This window comes from Limimaricola sp., from assembly GCF_016125575.1.
Lineage (GTDB): Bacteria > Pseudomonadota > Alphaproteobacteria > Rhodobacterales > Rhodobacteraceae > WGLM01.
The window spans coordinates 25,277-42,377 of sequence record NZ_WGLM01000005.1 but is presented as its reverse complement, the minus strand read 5'-3'; the positions used below and the strand labels follow the sequence as shown (position 1 = coordinate 42,377).

Genomic DNA, 17,101 nt, shown 5'->3' with positions numbered 1-17,101 from the left:
TGTCGGGTATCGCTCTTCCAGAAGCGCAGCAGCCTCATCAATTAACTGCTTTACCGATCAACCATCGAAGATGGTCCATAACATGTCACAACCGCCCCTCTATGAAGAACTTTTAAATTTCAACCACATTAAGCACGGCAATCTAAGCTTCGCACATTACCCCATTCTATCCGAACTCGCTTATTGGCAAGAAAATGAAGTTATTCATGTATGAAGCGCTTGCAACGTTATTGAGAAAGGGCTCTTGATGTATGGCATAGCTAAATTGACTTAACGGCGTTAAGACTCGATCAGTCAAGAAGAACCCAATGTAACCCTGATCCAAAATGAGTCCGAATATCACACCAATATCCATTGAGGTGTGCCTTTGCTCTATCTCGACAATTAATATGGGCTTGTTTCTTCCTATTGTTTCAAGTGCGCCCTCAATTACGTGATACTCATGACCCTCAACGTCAATCTTTATCAAATCCACGTCGGTAAACTTGTATGAATCAATAGTGTGAACTTCAATTCTTCTGATCTCGAAAGGAGGTTCGCGCGGTTCTAGCGAAGCGAGGCCAGTTACTAGGGCGCCTTTGTCTATAGGTATGAAGAAATCCAACACCCCCTTTGCATTTGAAAGAGCCACGTTGTGAACGGTTACGTTCCTTCGATCCAAGGCGCTTATCCTGCTTGTTATTTCTGAAATCGGCTCGAACGAGTTGACATCGGAAAAATATCGCGAAAAGTAATATGTGTAGACTCCGATATTGGCGCCGATATCCAGAAACCGGCGACGGCTCCTGATTACAGACTTCACAAAGAACATTTCTTTATCTAATTTTCCGTTTAATCGCCTCCAGAAATATCTCATGGCTAATTGCTGACCCTGTGGCACTATTGCATCCACGATCCTTCTTTTGCTTTGATTCATTGCCAACTCGCCTCCAGATTTTGTTCGCAACTTCAAGCACTGTTCTTCCTAAATAATTCGGCTCTACGCCCCCTAGAAAAACTAGCCCGCTTGAGCATCTAATCGAAGCCAAAACATTGAGGCCTTTGCCTTACCATGCAATAATAAAAGACTTGTACGATCCAGCTAGGGGCGCGCCCTAACATTGCAATCCTGCATCTCGATCAAAGTCAACTCCTTCTAGCCGAGGAGATCAAGTCGTCCCAATGCGCTCAGCTGAACTTATGAGAACCGGTTCTTGATCCCTCGCTAAATTGTTTTAGGGCTGGCCTCTTGAACATTGCTGAGATGGGCCCTAGCTGTCCTTATTGATGAGCTATGCGTTTGACGACGGCAGCGCAAACATAATGGTAAGGTTCATCAACGGGTTCGCGGCCTGCGTCAGGTCTCCCACACATTATGCTCGGTGACCTGCCCCCCCACGCGAGATCCCTCAGTCTGATGTAGAGTCTGCTCAACCGTAAAGGAGCAGGAGGCGGGCATGCCAACAGCTGAGGTGTGCCGCAGGCATGGTCTCAGCCCTGCGACGTTCTACAAGCTGAAGTCCCAGTATGGCCGCATGGAGGTCTCCGAGGCCGCGAGGCTGAAGGCGCTGGTAGATGAGAACGCCAAGCTCAAGCGCCTGCTGGCCGACACCATACTCGACAATGTCGTCTTGAAAGATCTTCTGGGAAAGAACTGACGACGCTGACCAGGCGGCGAGAGGCAGCGCTCAGGGCCATGCGGGATCACGATATCTCGCAGCGTCGGGCCTGCCAGCTTGTCGGTGTCGATCCCAAGACGGTCCGGCGCGAACGCCCGCCGGACTGCCCCGAGATCCGCGAGGAAATGAAGGAGATCGCCGGGAAGCGGCGCCGGTTCGGCTATCGCCGGATCGGCATCCTGCTCGAGCGCAAGGGCATGCTCATGAACCATAAGAAGCTCTATCGGCTCTACCGGGAGGAAGGGCTGTCGGTGAAGCGACGGCGCAGGCGCAAGCGGGCCTGCGGGTCACGCACGCTGATGCCGGAGGCGGCGCATCCCAATGCCCGCTGGTCGCTCGACTTCCTGGCCGACAGCTTCGGCGCCGCGCGCAAGTTCCGCATCCTGGCAGTAATCGACGATTGCTGCCGGGAGAACCTGTGCCTGACTGCCGACACCAGCATTTCGGGCGCCTTCGCCATTGTCGCTCGGACCAATGGCGCGACAATTAGCGACCGCCCGCGAGCTGGATGCGCTGGTGCGGATCTACGGAAAGCCCGCTTGCATCGTCAGCAACTACGGCACCGAGTTCACCAGCTGCGCCATCCTGAAGTGGGCCGACAAGAACGGTGTGCCATGGCACTACTTCGACCCGGGCAAGCCCCAGCAGAACGCCTTGATCGAAAGCTTAAATGGCAGCCTATGCGACGAACTCTTGAACGAGGAGATCTTCGACACTATGGACGACGCCCGGCGCAAGCTGGCGCTCTGACGCTACGACTACAACGCCGTCAGACCGCACTCGTCTCTGGGAAACCAGACGCCGCTCGAAGCGCGCCGGACGCTTGAGCAATTTGAGGGCTCCGCGCCCGGCGCGCTTGCCCAGAACGCCCCCCCAGACTACCAATCTCAAACCCCCAGACTCTCGTTTTGAACGAGGGACCCAAGGAGGGCAGGTCATCGACATTCTCCAGGTAGCGCCCGAGCGTATTGATCGACTTCCAACCGCCGGCGCGCATGATCGCCGCGGTGTCAAAGCCGTTCCTCAAGAGGTCCTGCGCGGCCCCGACCCGCATCGAGTGCCCGCTGAACGCCGCCACGTCTGATGGATCGAGGCCCGCACGTGCCGCCGCTTCCTTGATGAGGCGCTTGACCGTCGTCGCGCTGAGATCGCGGTTCAGCGCGTGGCCCTGGTAGATCGGGCAGAAGAGCCAGCCAATCCGCGGCCCCCTCCAGTCGAGCCAATCCTGCACCAACTGGGCAGTACGGTTGGACGTAAACGCGGCGCGGCCCTCACCGAACGGGTCCGCTTTGCTCCGCCGGATCAAGACCCGCAGCGTGCCATCAGCGCGCGCCTCGACGTCGTCGCTGCGCAGCGCCACCAGCTCCGACCGCCGCGTCAGCAGCTCGTATCCCAGAGACAACATCGCCCAGTTACGAAGGCCCCAGGGCGTGTCCGGTTCACTGGCCAGAAACCTGGTGAGAAAGTCGCGCGTCAGGCCCTTTGCCTGCTTTGGCCGTGTGTGCCGCGCCCGCTTTACCCGCCGCATTGCCAGCGCGATATCCTCATGATCGGTCGGATCCGGCAACCGCAACAACCTGTGCACCTTGCGGATGGCGTAGAGCCGCCGTTGCACGGTGGCGGGCGCCTTCTCCTTGCCCTGCGCCTCCAGAAACCGGCAGATGGTTTCTACGGTTGCGGGAAACGGGATCTCGCCCTGCTCCGCGCACCAGCGCTCGTAGGCCTCAACATCAGAGCGATAGCTGAGCATTGTCGCGGGTGCATAGGCGCCCTCGAGGCGCTGGAACTCGGAGCGCCAATTGAGATTCTGCATGTTTCCTATGGCCCAACTATGATGCTATAGGGATCATAGTTCAAGTGGTGGATATTACGTCAGCGCAGATCAGGGCAGCACGCACGGCCTTGGGATGGACCGTTCGGAGCATCGCAGAAGAAACCGGAATTGGTCTCGCGACCCTGAAGCGATACGAAGCGCAGGTCGGTGTCCCAAAATCCCGCAAGGGGCACCTGCAGCTGCTCCGCACCCATTTCGAAGCAGCCGGCATCGAGTTCATCGGATCGCCCGATGACCGCCCCGGAATCCGCATCGGTAAACCGCAGGCCTGAAGCAAGAGCACGGTTCAATCGGCGTCGGGTTGCTCTCTGACCGGGACCGCAAAATCAACATCGGGCCCTCTCGGCCCCATGACCCGAGTAGGCAGGCCGGGATCAGGTGCCTGACCTCGATGGTGCCCTCTGATCAATACTACCTTGCCACTCCGATAATGCCGCTCATGTTCACTCACCCAGTGGCGAACGGGACCGCTACGCCCCTCTCGAACGTTCCGTTCAAATTCGAGACGCGCGCGCCTTTCGTGCAAATGCGCCGCAGCCTGAGGTCCGATCCTTATGGTGAGATGTGATCTCTGGGTTCCAAGGATCCAGGACTTCCCAAACTTCCGTGCTGTTTTTTGCTCCTTGGGTGAATACAGGACTGTTTCGGTCGGGATGATTCCCCCCAGATCAGGAGAAACCAACATGGCGAAGAGAGCGTAAGGTATGAATAGATCTGATGCAGCATCAACCAGGCTAATCTGATGTCGGCTTTCAATCTCCTGCGCGGTCATACCGCGCTCTGAAAGGATATCGGCCATATGTCGGTGGATCATTGGCTGAAATGACGACAGACCTCCCGCGTTCTCCTTGGATTTGGCGAATCGTAGGGTGAAGAACGGGTCGACTACCCTGCCCCGAGAGTCGCAGCTGAACATCGTCACGTTCAGAGCTTCACCGTCTCGATCGTCGATCAGGTAACCTCGTTGTCCTGAGCCAAGAGGATTTTGTTGGTCCAAGATCGAGGAAGATTTGCGCTGAACACGCGCGGCCATTAGTACGCGGTAGTCGAACTCGACCCAGACGACTTGCCCGGGAAGCTCGACCTCGCCCAAGAAGGTCAGGGCCGCGACGTCCGCTTCTGTATCCGTCTCTTGGATTGTATCATGAAGTGTGTCGACGTAGGCCGCCGCCGCATGATCGAGCAAGTACACCTTGGCCCGTTGAAGTGCGTCCAATGCATAACGCCGGAAGTTAAGATGCTCTTCTGTCCCGCCGAGATGCCACATTGGATCATCCCGAGGTGTTGACTTGGCGGCCAATGAGCTGCCGTAGGTCGAGATCAAATTCTTGAAAAGCATCGAGCAGTATCCAAATGAAACTTAGGGCAGCATCCGGGGTCTCGTCCAAGCTTTCAAGGATATTTCAGTAACGTTGCAAGGCCAGGGAGCAACCCGCGACATCGAAATCGCCTTCATGACAGAGGTCGCTTTGAAATGTCGATCGTAAACCCTCACCCGTCCCCAAGTGTACGGTTCCACTAAGCTTACCCACGCTCCCTGATATCTTGAATCGCTTCCCTGTTCCGTGCAAGAGATTTCCCTGTCATTTTGCGTAGGGAATACGCATTCAAGGAATTGATTTTAATGCCTAAAAACGGTCATCCGGCAGCACAATCGGTCAAAACTCCAGAAGAATCCCTGTAAAATCGCTTTTTGCAGCGAATCTTGCCTTATCGGGCCGCTGTCGACGTCCCCCGGATCACGTTCTGCGGCGTATTGCTACCGTCGCTCCCGGAGCGCCCGCTTTGTGCATAGGTGGTGATCAGGCCGCCCCGTTCGCGGCGGCCGATCAGGAAAGCGAGGGGCCCGATGGCCAATGTCAGCGACGTCGCGCCGGGCGGGCCCGGGATCGAGGCGAGGTGGACCTCAAGCGCCAAGAACGGCGTGGGCACCGCCCTCTCCCGGCACTCGCCGGTCTGGTTCACGCTCAGCCATGGTGTGCTCAACGAGATCTATTACCCCCGCGTCGACAGCGCCTGCACCCGCGATTTCGGCCTGATCGTCACCGGGCCGGAGGGGTATTTCTCGGAAGAAAAGCGGCATTGCCAGTCACAGACCGCGCCGGTGCGGACAGGCATCCCGGCATTTCACGTGACCAATACCGCGCATGATGGCCGCTACCGGATCGACAAGGAGATCATCACCGATCCCGACCGGCCCTGCGTGCTGCAACGCCTGACCTTCACCGCGCTGACCGGCGACGCCGCCGATTACCGTGTCCATGCCCTGCTGGCGCCGCACCTGGTGAATGCCGGGGCGCATAACGCGGCCTGGGTGGGCGAGGTCGAGGGCGTGCAGATCCTTTTTGCCGTGGGCCAGTCACGCTACCTCGCCCTTGCCGCCTCCGTGCCCTGGCGCGCGGCCTCAGCGGGCTTCGTCGGCGTTTCCGACGGCTGGCAGCAGCTGCATGAAACCGGGCGGATCGACCCGCAATACCACCGCGCCGACGACGGCAACGTGGCACTCGTGGGCGAGATCGGCTTTGCGCCCGACCGGGCGACGGCCGAGCTGGCGCTTGGCTTCGGCCAGACCGAGCATGAAGCGGCCGCATACGCGCTGGCCAGCCTGGCCGAGGGGTTCGACAAGGCCAAGGACGGCTATGTCGCTCAGTGGGCGGCCTGGCAGAAGGGCCTGCGGCCGCTGGCGCGCAATGGCGGCCAGCACGCGCCCTACCGCACCTCGGCTGCAACGCTGGCCGCGCATCACGCAGCCGACCGGCCGGGCGCGGTGGTGGCCAGCCTGTCGATCCCCTGGGGTGCGGCGAAGGGCGACGGCGATCTGGGCGGCTATCACCTTGTCTGGCCGCGCGACCTTGTGGAAACCGCGGGCGGGTTCCTGGCCGCGGGCGATGCCGACGAGGCGCTGGCGATCCTCGATTACCTGCGCGAGGTGCAGGAGCCATCGGGCCGCTGGCCGCAAAACCTCTGGCTTGACGGCCGGCCTTACTGGCGCGGCGTGCAGATGGATGAATGCGCCTTTCCGATCCTGCTGGCCGACATGCTCAGCCGGATGGACCATCTGACCGGCGCGGCGCGGGATCGCGCCCTGCCGATGGTGCGCAGGGCCGCGGGCTATATCCTGATGAACGGTCCGGCCACCGCCGAGGACCGCTGGGAAGAGGATGCGGGCTACAGCCCCTTCTCGCTCGCCGTCGAAATCGCCGCCCTGCTGGGCGCCGCCGACCTGCTGGAGGCCGACAATGATGCCGCCGCCGCAACCCACCTGCGCGAAACCGCCGATTGCTGGAACGAACAGGTCGAGAAATGGACCTTTGCCGGCGACCCCGACTTTTGCCAGAGCGTGGGGATTTCGGGGCATTACGTGCGGATCGCACCGCCCGGTGCCACTGACCGGGCCAATGCCACGGACGGCCTGACGGCGATCCGCAACCAGACGCCGGACCGGTCCACCCTGCCGGTCGGCGAGGTCATCAGCCCCGATGCGCTGGCGCTGGTGCGGTTCGGCCTGCGCGCCGCCGACGACCCCCACATCCTGCAAACCGTCAAGGCGATCGACCACGCCCTGCGCATCGAGCTGCCCCAAGGCCCGCTCTGGTACCGCTACACCGGCGACGGCTATGGCGAGCACGAGGATGGCGCGCCCTTCGATGGAACGGGCAAGGGCCGGCCCTGGCCGCTGCTGGCCGGAGAGCGGGCGCATTACGAACTGGCCGCGGGGCACCCCAAGGCGGCCGAGGCGCTGCTGGCCACGCTCGAGGCATCCGCCGGCGATGGCGGGCTCTTGCCCGAACAAAGCTGGGACGCCCCCGACATCCCCGAGCGCGAGCTGTTCCTCGGGCGCCCCTCGGGCAGCGCGATGCCGCTGGTCTGGGCGCATTCCGAACACCTCAAGCTGCTACGCTCGCTGGAAGACGGGGCGGTGTTCGACATGCCGCCACAAGGCGTCAAACGCTATATCCGCGACAAGACGCCCGCCACCTTGCGGATCTGGCGGTTCAACAACAGGATCACGCAAGTGCGGCAGGGCAAGACGCTCCGGATCGAGCTGGCAACGCCCGCGATGGTCCATTGGAGCGGCGATGGCTGGGCTACCAGCACCGATGTCAAAACCGTCCCCTCGTCGCTGGGCTCGCACTTTGCCGACCTGCCGGTTGCCAAGATGGAGCCGGGCGCGACACTCGTCTTCACCCTTTTCTGGTTGGGGGCGGGCACATGGGAGAATACCGATTTCACCATCGGCATCGCGCAGGACTGACCCCGCGCGACGCCAGCCACAGCACAGGATATTGAAAACATGCAGATCGGGATGATCGGACTGGGGCGCATGGGCGCCAACATGGCACGCAGGCTGATGGCCGGGGGCCATGACTGCGTTGTCTTCGACGTGAATGCCGACAATGTCGCGGCCATGGTCGCGCAAGGCGCACAAGGGGCCTCCTCGATGGAGGAGATGCTGGCGCAGATGACTCCGCCGCGCGCAGTCTGGATGATGCTGCCCGCCGCGATCACCTCGAAAGTCGCGCGTGAACTGGCCGGGCTGATGTCGTCCGGCGACGTGATCATCGATGGCGGCAACAGCTTCTACCGCGACGCCATCGATCTGGCCGAGCAATTGCGCCCCTTGGGCGTAGACATCATCGACGCGGGCACCAGCGGCGGCGTCTGGGGTCTGGAGCGTGGCTATTGCCTGATGATCGGCGGGCCCGCCGCGGCGGTCAAACGGCTGGACCCTATCTTTGCCACGCTGGCGCCGGGTGTCCCGCCGGGCACGCAGGTGGACGCCGCGCAGGGCACAGCGCCCCTTGGGTACCTGCATTGCGGGCCCACCGGGGCGGGCCACTTCGTCAAGATGGTGCATAACGGTATCGAATACGGCGTGATGGCGGCCTATGCCGAGGGGATCAACGTGCTGAAGGCCGCCAATGCCGGGGCGGCCAAGCAAACCGCCGATGCCGAAACAGCCCCGTTGCGCGATCCGAAATACTACCGCTTCGATGTCGATCTGGCGGCCGTGGCCGAGGTCTGGCGCCATTCCAGCGTGATCAGTTCGTGGCTTCTGGACCTGACCGCCGATGCGCTGAAATCCGACCCCGGCCTTGCCACGTTCGGCGGCCGCGTCTCGGATTCGGGCGAAGGGCGCTGGACGCTGCAGGCCGCGATCGAAACCGGCGTGCCGGTGCCGGTGCTGAGTTCGGCGCTGTTCGAGCGGTTCACCTCGCAAGGCGAAGCGGATTTTGCCAACAAGCTGCTGTCGGCGATGCGCTTTGCCTTCGGCGGGCACCTGGAAAAGAAGGGCGCCAGCGAATGACCGAAAGCCGCTCCGATGCCCTCGTCGTTTTCGGTGCGACGGGGGACCTTGCCCACAAGATGATCTTTCCCTCGCTCTACCAGATGGTGGCGCACGGGCATCTCGACCAGCCGGTTATCGGCGTCGCGCTGGATGACTGGAGTGTCGAGGACCTGATCGCGCGGGCCCGCGACGCGGTTCAGACCCATGTCGACACGATTGACGAGGCGGTTTTTGGCAAGCTGGCCGCGCTGCTGCGCTATGTGCCGGGCGACTACCGCGATGACACGACCTTCGCGGCCCTGAAGACGGCCCTGGCCCGCGCGACATCGCCGCTCTTCTACCTTGCGATTCCGCCTTCGATGTTCGCCACGGTCGTGGGCGGACTGGGCCGGCACGGGCTGGCAAAGGGTGCCCGGCTGATGGTGGAAAAACCTTTCGGGCGCGATCTTGCCTCGGCCCGCGCGCTCAACACCGTTCTGCATGGTGTCTTTGACGAGGAGGCGATCTTTCGCATCGACCACTACCTCGGCAAGGAGGCGATCCAGAACCTGCTCTTTTTCCGCTTCGCCAATTCGTTTCTGGAGCCGGTCTGGAACCGCACCCATGTCGAAAGCGTGCAGATCACCATGGCCGAAGATTTCGGCATCGCCGGGCGCGGCCGATTCTACGAAGAGGTGGGGTGTATCCGCGACGTGATCCAGAACCACCTTTTGAACGTGCTCTTGCTGCTGGCGATGGAGCCCCCGGTCAGTGGCGCCTCCGACGATCTGGCCGATGAGAAGGTGCAGGTACTCAAGGCGATCCGGCCCTTGTCCGCGCGCGATGTCGTGCGGGGCCAGTTCGACGGGTACCTCCAAGAGCCGGGTGTCGCCGCAACATCCGCGGTTGAAACCTTTGCCGCCGTGCGGCTGCATGTCGATACGTGGCGGTGGAAGGACGTGCCCTTCTACATCCGCGCCGGCAAGCACCTGCCGGTGCATGCGACCGAGGTCATCGTGACCTTCCGGCGCCCGCCGCTTGACGTCTTTGGCGGCACCGGCAGGCAGGGTGCGAACTACATGCGGTTCCGGGTCGGCCCGGCCGTCGCGATCGGGATCGGCGCGCGGCGCAAGGCACCGGGTGAAGGCATGACGGGCGAGCCGGTCGAGCTGTGTTTTGTCGAGAATACCGGCGAAGGCATGACGCCTTACGAACGTCTGATCGGCGATGCACTGCACGGCAAGCGGCAGCTTTTCACGCGTCAGGACGCAGCGGAACTGGCCTGGCGCATTGTCGAGCCGGTACTGAACAGCAACGCCGCGCCCGAGGTCTACGCGCCGGGAACGTGGGGGCCGCAGGCCGCCATCACCAGCTTTGCCCCGCCCGGCGGCTGGGCCGACCCCGCAGTGTAAGCCAAACGCCTTCAGGAGGACGACCCTTGCCAGAGACCAAGTCCGCAGAACCGACCCCCGTTGTTCTGGCCGTCGATATCGGCGGGTCCCACCTGAAGATCCGTCGCAGTATCGACACCGAAGAGCAGCGCGTGGTCTCCGGGCCGGACATGACCGCTGCCGATGCCGTCAGCAAACTGGCCGATCTGACCAAGGACTTGCCCTATGACGTGGTCACCATCGGCTATCCCGGCCCGGTCGTGCACAACCGCATCCTGTCGGAACCCCACAACCTTGGCCCGGGCTGGGTCGGCTTCGACTTTGCTACGGCGCTGAGCAAACCGCTGCGGATCGTAAACGATGCGCTGATGCAGGCGGTTGGCAGCTATGATGGCGGGCGGATGCTGTTTCTGGGGCTGGGCACCGGGCTGGGTGCCGCGATGATCGTCGACAATATCGCCCAGCCGATGGAACTGGGTCACCTGCCCTACAAGAAAGGCCGCAGCTTCGAGGACTACCTTGGCGAAGCCGGGCTGAAGAAGCGCGGGAAGAAACGGTGGCGCCGCCACGTTCTGGATGCCGTGGAACGCCTTCGCGCCGCGACCGAGCCCGACTACATCGTGATTGGCGGCGGTAACGTGGCATTTCTGACGACCCTGCCACCGGGCACGCGGCGGGGCGACAACGCCAATGCCTTTGCCGGTGGTTTCCGCCTGTGGCAGGACCCGTCGATCCGCGCCTGACCGGTCCAATATCGAGAGAGCCGCGCGTGATGCGGCAGGTCAGGATGGGCCGGAACCGAAACGCGGTTCTCCGGCCCATCGTCGTTACGATCTTCGTCAAAAGGTCGGAAGGGTTGCCGGATCTTCGCCGCACGGCTGTCGTCCGGCGCAGCCCGAGGATCAGGTCGCGACGGCCTTCGATTGCAGTCCCTTGACCAAGGTCAACATCGCCCCGATCACGGCAATGACCGCAAAGACGACCAGCAGGGTGATATCGTTCAAGGTGGGTTTCAGCGCCATATCCAGCACTACCAGACCTAAGATGACATAATCGAACTGCGCGATCGTCACGAGATCCAGCGATTTGCCCACAAGGGTGGCCTGTTGCGTGGTCGCGTCAGCCATCAACCGGGCGATCTCCTCGGCACGCGGCTTGATCAGCAGGATGCCCGTGAGGAACGTTGTCGCAAAACCGGCCAGCCCGAGGTTGATCCAGAGATGCCCGAACCCCGGTCCGAACCATGCCGCGGCAAGCCCGCTGAGAAGCGTCACCAGCGACACCGGAACGAAGAAGACCGGTCCTAGAAGGGCGACGACATCGACGACGGGCAGCACCGCGGCCGCGCCCCTCTTGTGCCTTGCCATCTGGGCCCCGAGCAGCAGGGCAAGTCCGCCCCCCACCCACAGGATGACGCTGATGATGTGAACGGTGACTGCGATGACAGAGACGTTCATGGTAGTTCCCTTTCGAAAGTCTGGTATGCGCGGGCCCGGTTTGTCGGGCCCGCAGTGTCAACGAACGAATGGCGGACGGTCAGGCCGCGGAGTCCGCGACCGCACTTCGTGCTGCAGCCACCATGCCGGTAAACCCGGCATACTCTGCCTCCCAACCCTTGCGTTTTTGCATGCGGGCAATCCAGCCCTGAACTGACGGATAAGGGGCGAAATCGAAGGCGATGAAATCGGCCAGTGTTACCAACGCAAGGCCGACATAATCGGCAATTGTCACCTCGGGCCCGCAGACGAAGGGCCCGTGGCTTGCAAGCTGACGATCAAGCACGCCGAGATAACGCTGCGAGCCATAGCTGCCCACCTGGGCCATCTCGGCCTTCGTGGTGTCGGCCATCCATGCCAGTTGCTGCAGCATCTGCGGGTAGGTTCCGTAAAGGCAATGGTAGCCGTGAAACGTGGTGCCGAACCGCGCCGTCGCCTCGTCGACCCGGATCTGGGCGGCCAGCGCCTTGGGATAGACCGGCAGGTCCAACTTGAAGGCGAGGTATTTCAGGATGGCCGTGCTTTCGGTCAGCGTGAAATCACCGTCGACCAGAACCGGGACCGTCCCAAGCGGGTTGATCGCCAGGAATTCAGGCGCCTGGTTCTGGTTGCCGAACAGGTCGACATGGATGATTTCGATGTCCAGATCAAAGTCAGAGACCAGCATCATCACCGGACGTGAGCTGGTCGACAGAGGGTCGCAGTAGAGTTTCATGACGGTATCTCCCTGTTGCATGTCAGACCCTACGGCCGCCGGCTCGCGCCGGGCAAACACCAGTCTTGCCGAATGGCTATCCAGAACTGCATAGTCCCGTCATGGAAGACACCGACTGGCACATTTTCCTTGCCGTCGCCCGGCAGGGATCGACGCTCGCGGCGTCGCACAGCATGCATGTCAGCCAAAGCACGGTGTCACGCCGGATTACCGCGCTTGAAAAGGCGCTTGGCCTGCAGCTGTTTGATCGAAGTCCCGCGGGCTATGTGCTGACCCCGGTCGGGACCGAAATGGTCGTGCGGGCCGAAGCCATCGAACGGGCCATTGCCGAGGCCCTCGTCTCCGCTCGTCAGCAAAGGCGCGACCTGGCCGGTCGGATCCGTTTCACCACTTTCGTGACCTCCGGTCAGAGTTTCATCGCGGCCGCGGTCAGGGATTTCCGGCGGGCATTTCCCGACATCACGGTCGAAATCGTGGCGACCGAGGGCCGGCAAGAGCTGCTGAAGGGAGAAGCGGATGTTGCGATGCGGGTCGGCGCCGCGCCGACTGAAACGGGCCTGGTCATACGGCGCCTGCTGACAGACAGCTGGGCCGTCTATTGTTCGGCCGATTACGCTGCCGCACACGGCGTGCCAAGAACGCCCGAGGAGTTTGCCCAACATTCGGTCCTTACCGTGTCGGATGCTTTCAAAGACCTGCCGATCGTCCGCTGGGTTGAAGAGGTTGTGCCCGACAGCAACATCGTTATGCGTCACCATGATGCCCCCGGACTTCTTTCCGGGTTGAAGGAAGGCATCGGTGTGGGCCTCGCATCCGACATGATGGCAGAGGCCGCGGGCATGATCCGCTGTTTCACACCCCCGGTGGCCTTCGAAGCGCCGATCTGGCTGATCACCACCGAAAAGCTGCGCCATGAACCACGTATCCGCGCGTTCCTCGATTTTCTCGCCGGCTACGTGACCCAGAAGAAATACCGCAAGGCTGACGCCGGCACGCAGTGATCGGCACCTCGCCGACAGTCAGTCGGCCCTGTGCGCAGGGACACTTGACCCCTGCCCTCTGCAGCCTCGTCTCTTAACGTTCCTGCCGCGGCGCCCAATCAGTTCATCGGCGCGCCGCCTTCCTCCTTGCGGCGGGCGACATAGGCATCGAGCGCCTCGGCAATGGCGGGGTCCATGGGCGGCTGTTCGTAGCTCGCCAGCAGCTGTTTCCAGATCACGTTGGCACGCGCCTCGGCGGTGATGCTGCCGGCCTCCTGCCATTGCCCGTAATTGTCCCAGTTGGACAGCAAGGGCGTATAAAAGGCCGTCTCGTACCGGCTCATCGTGTGTTCGGCGCCGAAGAAATGCCCGCCCGGCCCCACGGCGCGGATCGCCTCGATCGCGAGATCGGCAGGCTCTACCGGGATCGGGTCGAAATAGGCGGCCATCATCGCCAGCATCTCGGCATCGAGGATCAGCTTTTCGAAACTGGCGGTCAGGCCGCCATGCATCCAGCCCGCGGCGTGATTGACAAGGTGCGCGCCCCCCATCATCGCGCCCCAAAGCGACATCTGGCTTTCATAAGCCGCCTGCGCGTCCACCGCGTTGGCCGCTGTCACGTTCGAGGACCGGAACGGCACGCCGATGTGGCGCGCCAACTGCCCGCTGGCCTGCGCCGCCTTGACATATTCCGGCGTGCCAAAGGCCGGCGCGCCCGAGCGCATGTCAACGTTGGAGGTAAAGCCGCCATACATCACCGGCACGCCCGGCCGCACGATCTGGGTCAGTACGATGCCCACCAGCGCCTCGGCATGTTGCTGGACCAGCGCGCCCGCCAGTGTTACCGGCGACATCGCCCCGGCCAGCGTGAAGGGCGTGATCGCCAGCACCTGCCCGTGTCCTGCCAGCGCGATCAGCCCCTCGGCCATCGGCACGTCCAGTTGCAGGGGCGAGTTGGTGTTGATGATCCCCAGCAGCACCGGCCGGTCGCGCAGCCCCTCGGGCGTGGTTCCCAGCGCGATCGCGGCCATCTCGATCCCGTCCATGGTGCGGGCAAGGCCCAGGCTTTGCGTCTGCCAGTTTTTGTCGAGCAGCGTGATCTGCGCGCGGTACATGTCGAGGTGACGGGTATTGGCGGGCAGGTCCATCGGCTCGAACGGGCCGCCACCCTCCTGGTGCAGGATGTTGAGCTGCTGGACCAGTTTCAGGTAGTCGCACATCTCGGCATATGTGCCGTCGCGTTTGCCGCGGTCGGCATCCATCACGTAGGCCGGGCCGCCGACCGAAGCGAAGATCAGGTCGCGCCCCCCCAGCCGCAGGTCATGCGCGCGGTTGCGCGCCTCCAGCGTGAAGGTGGGCGGTACGGTTTTCAGCCGCTCCATCACCAGCGCGGGGTCAAGGCGCACCATGTCGCCCGCAATCGTCGCGCCTGCGTCGCGGAACAGGGCACGCGCGGGGGCGTGCAGCACGCGCATCCCGATCTCGGCCAGCACCCGTAGGGCCGCGGCGTGAATCGCCGCGACATGATCGGCGCTCAGCACCTCGATCGGCGCATAGGGGCGGCTGACCTGCCGGAATGAGGTTTGAGCAATGGTCCCTGCGACGCGGGCCGGGCGGCGGCCGGGGCGGCGGCTCATTCCGCGGCCCGGGCGATATCCCGCATCGCGAAAGGCGCATCGCGGCGAGGCACCGCCCGGCCCTTGCCGACCTCGCGCGCCGTGCGGTGGGCCTGGTAGACGGCATGGGCGATGGCGCCGGGCGCCAGCGCGTCGCCGGTCAGGTGCAGGCCGAAGTCATGCGGCGCCGCCGCAAGGTCTTCGTAAAGCGCGCTGCCGCCCGCCCTCTGGCCCACGATGACAAGGCTGCGCGCCGCGATCCGCGCAGCGGCCCCGCTGAAAATCTGCGCCAGTTCCAACGTTTCACCGTCGAAGCCGGTGACGATCTCCAGCGTGCGCAAGGCGATGCCGCGCGCATGGAGTGCGGCGTGGATGCCGGGCTGTTCATTGGTCATGAAACTCCATGCGCCGGCGGCACCACCGGTGGTGATGTAGGTCACCTCGGCCCCGGTGGCGGCAATGGATTCTGCCACTGCCGAGCCGAGGTAGTAATTGTCGAAGTCAAAGACCGCGACCGGCCCCTCGGGCACCACGCCCGCCGCAAGATCGTCGGGCGTATAGACGCGCGGCGCGTCCAGCGGGCCGGTGGGCAATTCGTTGGCGCCGCAGAGGTTGGGCAGCCAGAGCGCGCCGGTAGCAATCACGACCTCGGCCGCGCCGAATTCACGCACTGCGTCTGCGTCCAGCAAGCTTTCAGCGAAGAGCGATACGTTGGGCATCTTGCGCAACTGCCCCAGCCGGTAATCGGCCACCCGGCCCCATTGCCGCAGGCCCGGAAGCGCGGTTTCATAGAGTAGCCGCCCGCCGAACTCGCGCCCCGCCTCGGCCAGCGCCACGTCATGCCCGCGCCGTGCAAGCGTCAGCGCCGCCTCCAGCCCCGCGGGCCCGCCACCCACGACAAGGACCTGCCCCTTGCCGTCGCGCGTGACCACCTCGGGGTGCCAGCCGCGCCGCCATTCCTCGCCCGCGGTGGGGTTCTGCGTGCAGCGGACCCAGACACCGTCATGCCAGCTGGAAATGCAGATGTTGCAGCCGATGCATTCGCGGATGTCCTCTTCGCGGCCCGCGTCGATCTTGGCGGGCAGGAACGGGTCCGCGATGGAAGGGCGCGCGCCGCCGATCAGGTCAAGCACGCCGCGCCGCACCATCCCCGCCATCGTGTCGGGCGAGGTGAAGCGGCCGACGCCCACCACCGGCTTGTCGGTCACTTCTTTCATGAAGGAAATCACCGGCTCGTGGCTGCCCTCGGCGGTAAAGCGCGAGGGCGAACAATCATAGGCGGAATAGTCCATCTTGACGTCGAAGAGGTCCGGTGCGTCCTTGAGCAGGCCCACCACCTCGTGCGCCTCGCTTTCGGCCACGTCGGAGGGGCGCGCGCGCAATTCCTGCATCGACATCCGCAACGCCACGGCACAGCGGCCATGCGTCGCCTCGCGCACCGCGTCGATCAGTTCGGCCACCAGCCGCACCCGGTTGGCAACCGAGCCGCCATAGGCATCGGTGCGCTTGTTGTAGTCGCTCAGCAGGAACTGGTAAGGCAGATAGCCCATCCCGGCATAGACATAGAGAATATCGAACCCGGCGCGTTCGGCCATCACCGCTGCCTCGGCATGCCAGCGGATCAGGTCGCGGATGTCGGCGGCATCCATCACCTTGGGCCGCTGCGCCGACATGAAGCCCACATGCGTCGCCATCCACGGCACGCCCGAGGGCGACAGCGGCGCGACCCGGCTGGTGCGGTTCACCGCCGCGGCGCCGCCGTGCCACAACTCCACCCCCGCCAGCGCGCCGTGGGCATGCACGGCCTCAGTCATCACGGCATGGCTGCGCACGTCCGTCTCGTCCCACATCGTCGCGAAGGGAAAGGGGGAATCGTCCGACGACGGGTCGACCGAACAGGCCCCGGTGCAAACCACGCCCCAGCCACCCTCGGCCTTCATGCCGCGAAAGGCTGCGCGGACATGCGGCGCGGCATTGGTCATGCCGCTGGCATGCGGCACCTGGAAGAACCGGTTCTTCGCCACCTTCGGCCCGATCCGCACCGGTTCGAACAACACGTCGTATCGGGGATTGCGGGGCATGGCAGCATCCTTGTTGAATGACCGTATCATAAGGACGGGAACTGCGTCCGGTCAAGCGCCC

Annotated in this window: 12 protein-coding genes and 2 pseudogenes; 7 read left to right on the top strand and 7 right to left on the bottom strand. The window is 63.1% G+C overall.

The features are described 5' to 3' along the window. Positions 1-166: 166 nt before the first annotated feature. On the bottom strand, positions 167-916 hold the full coding sequence (locus GC146_RS11795) for an FkbM family methyltransferase (RefSeq protein ID WP_291838653.1): 750 nt from the start codon (positions 914-916) through the stop codon (positions 167-169). 499 nt (positions 917-1,415) lie between these two features. On the opposite strand from GC146_RS11795, the pseudogene GC146_RS11790 reads away from it, so the two are divergent. After that, a pseudogene (locus GC146_RS11790) lies at positions 1,416-2,570 on the top strand (IS3 family transposase); the annotation flags it as partial. Between the two features lie 43 nt (positions 2,571-2,613). Here GC146_RS11790 and GC146_RS11785 read toward each other — a convergent pair. Next, positions 2,614-3,471 (bottom strand): annotated as a pseudogene (locus tag GC146_RS11785) (tyrosine-type recombinase/integrase); the annotation flags it as partial. A gap of 44 nt (positions 3,472-3,515) precedes the next feature. Here GC146_RS11785 and GC146_RS11780 point away from each other — a divergent pair. After that, on the top strand, positions 3,516-3,764 hold the full coding sequence (locus GC146_RS11780) for a helix-turn-helix domain-containing protein (RefSeq protein ID WP_291838650.1): 249 nt from the start codon (positions 3,516-3,518) through the stop codon (positions 3,762-3,764). 14 nt (positions 3,765-3,778) lie between these two features. Here the strand turns inward: GC146_RS11780 and GC146_RS11775 are convergent, their stop codons facing one another. Beyond that, positions 3,779-4,831 (bottom strand): hypothetical protein, encoded by a 1,053-nt coding sequence (locus GC146_RS11775; RefSeq protein ID WP_291838647.1) that lies wholly within the window; start codon positions 4,829-4,831, stop codon positions 3,779-3,781. Positions 4,832-5,341: 510 nt separating this feature from the next. On the opposite strand from GC146_RS11775, the gene GC146_RS11770 reads away from it, so the two are divergent. Genes GC146_RS11770 through GC146_RS11755 form a run of 4 tightly spaced genes read left to right on the top strand, consistent with a single transcriptional unit; the run spans position 5,342 to position 10,895 of the window. Further along, positions 5,342-7,747: a glucan 1,4-alpha-glucosidase gene (locus GC146_RS11770; RefSeq protein ID WP_291838644.1), complete on the top strand. Its 2,406-nt coding sequence runs from the start codon at positions 5,342-5,344 to the stop codon at positions 7,745-7,747. A gap of 30 nt (positions 7,748-7,777) precedes the next feature. Next, complete coding sequence (gene gnd / locus GC146_RS11765; protein ID WP_291840701.1) at positions 7,778-8,800, top strand: phosphogluconate dehydrogenase (NAD(+)-dependent, decarboxylating); 1,023 nt, start codon at positions 7,778-7,780, stop codon at positions 8,798-8,800. Next, positions 8,797-10,173 (top strand): glucose-6-phosphate dehydrogenase, encoded by a 1,377-nt coding sequence (gene zwf, locus GC146_RS11760; RefSeq protein ID WP_291838642.1) that lies wholly within the window; start codon positions 8,797-8,799, stop codon positions 10,171-10,173. Before gnd ends, zwf begins: the two co-directional genes overlap by 4 nt. Before the next feature lie 26 nt (positions 10,174-10,199). Beyond that, positions 10,200-10,895: an ROK family protein gene (locus GC146_RS11755; protein WP_291838639.1), complete on the top strand. Its 696-nt coding sequence runs from the start codon at positions 10,200-10,202 to the stop codon at positions 10,893-10,895. Between the two features lie 159 nt (positions 10,896-11,054). Here GC146_RS11755 and GC146_RS11750 read toward each other — a convergent pair whose 3' ends face one another. After that, a complete protein-coding gene (locus GC146_RS11750; RefSeq protein WP_291838636.1) occupies positions 11,055-11,609 on the bottom strand; it encodes a DUF2269 family protein in 555 nt (184 codons plus the stop codon). A 79-nt stretch (positions 11,610-11,688) separates the two neighbouring features. Beyond that, the gene (locus GC146_RS11745) at positions 11,689-12,363 is read right to left on the bottom strand and encodes a glutathione S-transferase family protein (RefSeq protein WP_291838633.1); all 675 of its coding nucleotides are present in this window, start codon (positions 12,361-12,363) and stop codon (positions 11,689-11,691) included. A gap of 101 nt (positions 12,364-12,464) precedes the next feature. On the opposite strand from GC146_RS11745, the gene GC146_RS11740 reads away from it, so the two are divergent. Then, on the top strand, positions 12,465-13,364 hold the full coding sequence (locus tag GC146_RS11740; protein WP_291838629.1) for a LysR family transcriptional regulator: 900 nt from the start codon (positions 12,465-12,467) through the stop codon (positions 13,362-13,364). A gap of 98 nt (positions 13,365-13,462) precedes the next feature. Here the strand turns inward: GC146_RS11740 and GC146_RS11735 are convergent, their stop codons facing one another. Further along, positions 13,463-14,980, bottom strand: a complete 1,518-nt coding sequence (locus GC146_RS11735; RefSeq protein ID WP_291838627.1) for a trimethylamine methyltransferase family protein — start codon at positions 14,978-14,980, stop codon at positions 13,463-13,465. After that, positions 14,977-17,040, bottom strand: coding sequence for an FAD-dependent oxidoreductase (locus GC146_RS11730; RefSeq protein WP_291838624.1), 2,064 nt, complete (start codon positions 17,038-17,040; stop codon positions 14,977-14,979). The genes GC146_RS11735 and GC146_RS11730 overlap by 4 nt, the downstream gene beginning before the upstream one ends. Between the last annotated feature and the right edge of the window lie 61 nt (positions 17,041-17,101).